The organism is Sporomusa sp., from assembly GCF_035561255.1.
In the GTDB taxonomy this organism is placed as follows: domain Bacteria; phylum Bacillota; class Negativicutes; order Sporomusales; family Sporomusaceae; genus Sporomusa.
The window spans coordinates 1-5,999 of sequence record NZ_DATMXX010000126.1 but is presented as its reverse complement, the minus strand read 5'-3'; the positions used below and the strand labels follow the sequence as shown (position 1 = coordinate 5,999).

Genomic DNA, 5,999 nt, shown 5'->3' with positions numbered 1-5,999 from the left:
GAACAAGAAAATGTCTTGGAGAGAGTCAATTTCTGGCTACTTTGCTAGCGTTTATAATCTTTCTATAAGTAATTATAAAGGGTGATTATTTTGCGAAAAGAGTGGACTATTGTATTTGTGGTCTATCTAGCAAGTGTTATTGTAATTTTAAATCAATTTAAAGTACCGCCGCTCATGGGAGTGTTAATGCAACAATTTCAGGTGAATGCAACAGTTGGTGGTTTTCTAATGTCAGTTTTTGCTCTGACCGGTATAATTATGGCTTTGCCCGCAGCAGTTTTATTAAGCCGCTTTGGGCCAAGAAGCAGCGGCATAGTTGGACTGAGTTGTATCTTTGCGGGCTGTATTGTAGGAGCCACGACGTCGACTCTGTTTATTTTAATGGCAGGGCGAATCATTGAAGGAGTAGGCTTAAGCCTGATTGCTGTTATCGCTCCGGCTGTAATTGCCATGTACTTCAGGCATGACAAGTTAGGTCTTCCGATGGGAGTTTGGGCGACCTGGTATCCAGTTGGCAGTACCATTGCTTATAACATCTCACACCCAATAACAGAAGCATTTGGTAATTGGAGGGGCAGCTGGTGGTTCGGCGGAATTCTAGCCCTGATTGCTTTAGTTGTCTATGCAATCGTCGTAAAGAAACCCTCGGCCGGCGAACGTTATGGCCGTGCGAGTAATTTTACCGCTGCGACTCCTTATCTTGCAGGACTCAAGACGCCCCAAATATGGTTGTTGGGTTTTTCTTTCTTATTTATGATGATTGGCAGCCTTGGTTTTCTAACATGGGCACCAACGTACTTTCGCGAGGCGTTTGGCTTTAGCCAGATAACCGCCAATTCATACGCAAGTTTAGGGTTTTTATGGAGTGTCCCGGGTGGCATCCTTGCCGGCTTTCTGCTGACTAAAACCAGAAAACAGAACTCAATTTTAATAGCGTGCGCTGTCTTATCAGCTTTGACATATCCGATTGGTTTCTTGGTGCCACAAGCAGTTCTTGTCAGCTATTTGGCTGTAATCGGCTTTATTACCGGTTTTACCTGTGCGCTAATATTCGCTATGGTTCCTGTAGTTATGGGAAATCGTGCTTTGACAGGACTTGGCATGGGGGTAATGGCTATGATGCAAAGTGTTGCGAATTTAGTTGCAACTCCTTTATTTGGCTACATAACAGCTGACGGTCGTTGGTCTCAGGCTTTTCTTCCTACTGTAAGTATCTTAATTATAGGAGTGATATTCACTATTTCATTAGCCAAGGTAAAAAAAACGGTACAAGTCCGCTAGGAAGTTAGATGAAATCTTGCAAATAGTTTGGTAAAACAGGAAGGGAAGGACGACTTTATGAGACTGCCTCAAAAATTTATTAAAATATTTTTGGTTGCCCTGGCGATTTTCATGGGGGGCGGAGTCTACTATTATCTTCATTGCAGCGAGGTATCAACTGATAGCGCCGCAATTGATGGTCGCACAGTCATAATAAGTCCAAAAGTACAAGGCTATGTAAAGAATTTATACGTCCAGGATAATCAGTTGGTTAAGGCCGGCGATGTGCTGCTAGAAATTGACCCTACCGATTATCTGATTCGCCGCGATCGGGCTAAAGCGGCATTAAGTGCTGCTAAAGCTGCTGCTAATGCCGCCGTCAACAATAGCGATACCATTGCCGTTTCCGCCCCATCTAGCAGAGATGCGGCCTCAGCCCAGGTTGCCGCTGCCGAAGCCATCTGGGAAAATGCGTTGAGTGACAGACAACGTATGGAAAACTTATTTCAGACCGGGGCCTGCTCGCGACAACAATTAGATCAGGCAATCGCAACAGAAAAATCCAACCGTTCTAACCTGGAGAAGCTTAGAGCAGATCTTCGCTCGGCAACTACTGTTCCTAATGTTATCGCCGCTGCCCAAAGCACCAGTGAACAATTACAGGCCCAAGTCCTCCAAGCCGAAGCTGATCTTATACAAGCAGAAACCGATTTAGCCAATACCCGAATTTTCGCCGCCATAGACGGCCGCATCACTAAACGCAGTGTTGAACCAGGCAACTATGTGCAAACAGGTCAGCAATTAGCCTCACTAGTTGGCCCAGAATTATGGGTAGTGGCAAATTTTAAAGAAACCCAGTTAGAACATATGCGGCCCGGTCAACCTGTGGATATACGCATTGACGCCTATCCGAATGTAATTTTGCAGGGAAAAGTGGATAGTTTCCAATCCGGTACAGGCTCTTACTTTTCTCTCTTTCCGGCCGAAAATGCAACTGGCAACTTTGTTAAAATTGTGCAACGCGTGCCGGTAAAAATTGTATTTGATAGTTTGCCGGATAGTACTCTTCATCTGGGACCGGGCATGTCGGTGGTTCCCACCGTACGTACAGAAAGTACGGGAGCGAGATTATGAGCAAAGCGTTTTCTCCGCCGGCAAAAACGAATCCTTATCTGGTATCTCTTGCCGTCAGTCTGACCGCTTTTATGGAGCTTCTCGATACAACCATTGCCAATGTTGCCCTTTCCCACATTGCCGGTTCTCTTGGCGCAGGCTCGGAAGAGAGCACCTGGATTTTAACCTCTTATCTTGTAGCTAATGGCATTGTTATGCCAATATCCGGGTGGCTGGCAAGTCTCATAGGCCGCAAGAATTTTCTGGTTATTTGCATTGTGGGTTTTAGTTTTACCTCTTTTATGTGCGGCATCTCAACGTCCCTTCCCATGCTGGTAGTATTCCGATTATTGCAGGGGTTGGCGGGCGGCGGAATGCAGCCGGTCCAGCAAGCCATCATTCGGGATAGTTTTCCCCCGCAAAAGTTAGGGATCGCATTTGGTATTACTGGTATAACAACCGTGCTGGCGCCGATACTAGGCCCGGTTTTGGGTGGCTTTCTTACTGATAACTTTAGCTGGCGCTGGATTTTTTTTATAAATATACCAATTGGACTGGTAGCCGTCTTGCTGGTTAATTTTTTTGTCCAAGATCCGGTAAGTACCCAAAAGAAACCCGTTAGTACTATTGACTATATAGGTCTCGGCTTAGTCGCTTTAGGACTAGGCGCACTGCAGCTTGTTCTGGACAAAGGCCAGCAGGAAGATTGGTTTGACAGTTCCTATATTGTAATATTCTCCTGCATTGCCGTTGTAGGGCTTGTTCTGGCAGTTTTTTGGCTATTACAACAGAAAAATCCCATAGTAGATTTAAAACTTTTTGCGCTTCCCAGTTTTAGTATGCCTTGCGTTATACTTTTCTTTGTTGGCTTTACTTTATTGGGCAGTACAGCATTATTGCCGATGATGGTACAGTCCAACTTTGGTTACAATGCTACTTTGTCCGGCCTGGTCCTTTCGCCAAGCGGTATCTTACCGCTCCTTATGATGCCTTTTGTAGGCAAGCTTGTTAATCGAATCGAGCCCAGATATTTGATTTCTTTCGGGTTGTTTATCAATGCCATAGGGATGTGGTTAACGGGATTAGTAACTCCCCAGACTGATTATACTACTTTCGCGGTCGCCCGCTGCCTGCAAACGGCGGGTTTGCCTTTCCTCTTTGTTCCGGCCAGCACACTCGCCTTCTCAAAGATTCCCCGCGAACAAAGCAATAATGCTTCGGCCATTGTCGCCATGGTGCGCAATCTGGGCGGGAGTATCGGCATTGCGCTGGTTACAACCAGGCTTGCTCAAAATCAGCAAATAGAGCAAGCCAATCTGGTACAAAACCTAACAACCGCTAATCCTGGCTACGGCAGCGCACTCGCAGCCTATACACAATCAATAACAGAATTAGGTGTGCCAGCCTCACAGGCAACCACAACAGCCATGGGGCAAATATACCAGCAGCTTCTTCATCAAGCCAGTGTTCTTGCCTATCGGGATACCTACCATTTCATTGCCGTAATGCTAATCATATTGGGTATCGCAGCTCTGTTTATACCCAGCAAAAACCAGCCGGTGGCAAAGTGTTCCTAATCATTACGTGTAAAGCGCTCCCGTAGTCACGTTCACAAACTCCCTGGTGTCCTAATGGAGCTCCTGACTTAGTTGTTAGGGGCAGGGATCATACATCCGGGACTTAAACTTAATAAATCCATATTGGCATTATCTAAGGGAGAAGATGATTTCATGAAAAGAAAGATTATTGAACTTGGGCAGGAATGTTACTGGAACGGCAATGTTGTACAGTATTTTGCAAAAGAAGATAATGAGTATACCGCGACAGTATCTATTCAAGAAAATTATTCAGTCACCTTGAAACTAGATACTCAAGGTAAAATTGTCTGGGGCGAATGTGATTGCTCATGTACAGATAGACCATATTGTAAGCATGTACAGGCGGTCTTTTGCGCTGTAAGAGGGGCCAGCTAAATAAGAAAGGTGTGTTTCGCCCTAGGCGAATGTATGCCGAGTTTATCAGTAAACTTCATTTATAATTAGTCTACTAAAAAGGTTATTTACAAACATCTCATTGGAGCGACGTGACGACAAGTGAAGTTGGCTTGATGGTCCGCGAAGCGATCAAGCGCGGAGAGCAGGCAATGGCTGGATTACGTGACGTGGTAACACATGACTATGACGGCGTGTTATGATATGATCTGGCAAGTGCTCATTCAAGATCTACCACCGCTAGAAGAACATCTTCAAGATATTTTATCGCAAGACTTGTAGAGGAATGAGGTGTTTGACCTTGGGCCTCTTTTTATTGCGATTCCTAGGGAGGAGGAAAAAAATTTAAGCTATTTACCGTAAGAGTAGCTATGAGCGAATATCAAATCGTAGTAGATCCATTGGTTGCGAATCTAGATGCTATAGCATTAAATTGATGACACCAAAATTGGTGTCATCAATTTTTTACAATACATCAGAGAGAGCGTTTGCTATTATGGAGAAAAAGGTGGAGGGAAGAGCAAATGCTGAAAGGATATACTTTGCCATGTACGCCTCGTGATATATCAAGTCTTGTGCCAACACCGCCTTGGCACTATGTGGTAATGCTCTCGCCGACAACCCACCTTAGGCCCCAATCAGTCACTGCTGGTCTGGTTATCGTTTTTCTTTTGCGCTTACAGTAGATGATCTTAGTCCACCTTGTGACTTGAGAAAATGCTTATCAGGTGAATACCTACCGGATGTGAGAAAGTAATAAGACGAAAAGAGGAAAAATGTATTGAAAACTGTCATGATTATTAACCAGGAACTGCCGTTAGGGTTAATCGCAAATACGACCGCCGTGCTAGGAATCAGTCTGGGCAATTTGTTTCCCGACATTGTAGGGCAGGATATTCAAGATGCTGATGGACAGACCCATCTGGGTATTACCAACAAAACCATTCCAATTTTGGGCGGAAGTAAAGATCAGATCAAGGCTATTCGTGATAAATTGTTTAGTAATAAAGAGTCAGGAATAACTGTCATCGATTTCAGTGAGAGCGCCCAAAAATGTTTGGACTATGAAAATTATGCAAGTCTTATGTCTAGCTTGCCATATACGCAGCTATACTATTTGGGCATCTGTATATATGGCCCGGTAAAAAAAGTGAACAAGCTGACAGGGAATTTAGGATTGTTGAGGTAGCCGGATTCTTTGCCTAAGAAAAAGGTTATTTACAAACATCTCATATAAATAAAAATGACCGCATTTGTTTTACTGTAGTTGATGCAGTAGAATTAATGCCAGCAGCATTTGCCACTAAATACAAGTCAGCTATCGTATTTGGGAAAATTATTGTTGTTGAAGATATTGAAGAAAAACGAAAAGGGCTTACAGACATGGTTAAAAAGTATAGTCCTGATTTTTATGAGGCAGGAGTACAATATATTGACAATGCTTTTGAGAAAGCAAAAGTGCTTAAGATAGAAGTTTGCAAAATGACCGGAAAAGCAAGATTATGAGTATTTTACAGGTACTAAAAACTCGATTTCTCTTTTCTATCGCATATGCTATTACCAATAGATGTACTGACTTTTTTAAAAAATTCACAATGATTGTTTGGAGTTCCTTCTTTGGGACTCCCGGTCTCT

Annotated in this window: 6 protein-coding genes; all 6 read left to right on the top strand. The window is 43.7% G+C overall.

What is annotated here, in order from left to right; translation table 11 throughout:
• The first annotated feature begins 90 nt into the window (after window positions 1-90).
• Window positions 91-1,281, top strand: a complete 1,191-nt coding sequence (locus VN379_RS07335) for a CynX/NimT family MFS transporter (protein WP_325532350.1) — start codon at window positions 91-93, stop codon at window positions 1,279-1,281.
• 57 nt (window positions 1,282-1,338) lie between these two features.
• A complete protein-coding gene (locus VN379_RS07330) occupies window positions 1,339-2,394 on the top strand; it encodes an HlyD family secretion protein (protein WP_325532347.1) in 1,056 nt (351 codons plus the stop codon).
• Complete coding sequence (locus VN379_RS07325) at window positions 2,391-3,950, top strand: DHA2 family efflux MFS transporter permease subunit (protein WP_325532345.1); 1,560 nt, start codon at window positions 2,391-2,393, stop codon at window positions 3,948-3,950. Before VN379_RS07330 ends, VN379_RS07325 begins: the two co-directional genes overlap by 4 nt.
• A 153-nt stretch (window positions 3,951-4,103) precedes the next feature.
• Window positions 4,104-4,346, top strand: a complete 243-nt coding sequence (locus VN379_RS07320) for an SWIM zinc finger family protein (RefSeq protein ID WP_325532343.1) — start codon at window positions 4,104-4,106, stop codon at window positions 4,344-4,346.
• A gap of 799 nt (window positions 4,347-5,145) precedes the next feature.
• Window positions 5,146-5,553 carry a DUF2000 domain-containing protein gene (locus VN379_RS07315; RefSeq protein ID WP_325532341.1) on the top strand — a complete coding sequence of 136 codons (408 nt, stop codon included), beginning with the start codon at window positions 5,146-5,148 and terminating at the stop codon, window positions 5,551-5,553.
• A gap of 44 nt (window positions 5,554-5,597) precedes the next feature.
• Window positions 5,598-5,870, top strand: a complete 273-nt coding sequence (locus tag VN379_RS07310) for a pyridoxamine 5'-phosphate oxidase family protein (RefSeq protein ID WP_325532352.1) — start codon at window positions 5,598-5,600, stop codon at window positions 5,868-5,870.
• Window positions 5,871-5,999 lie beyond the last annotated feature (129 nt).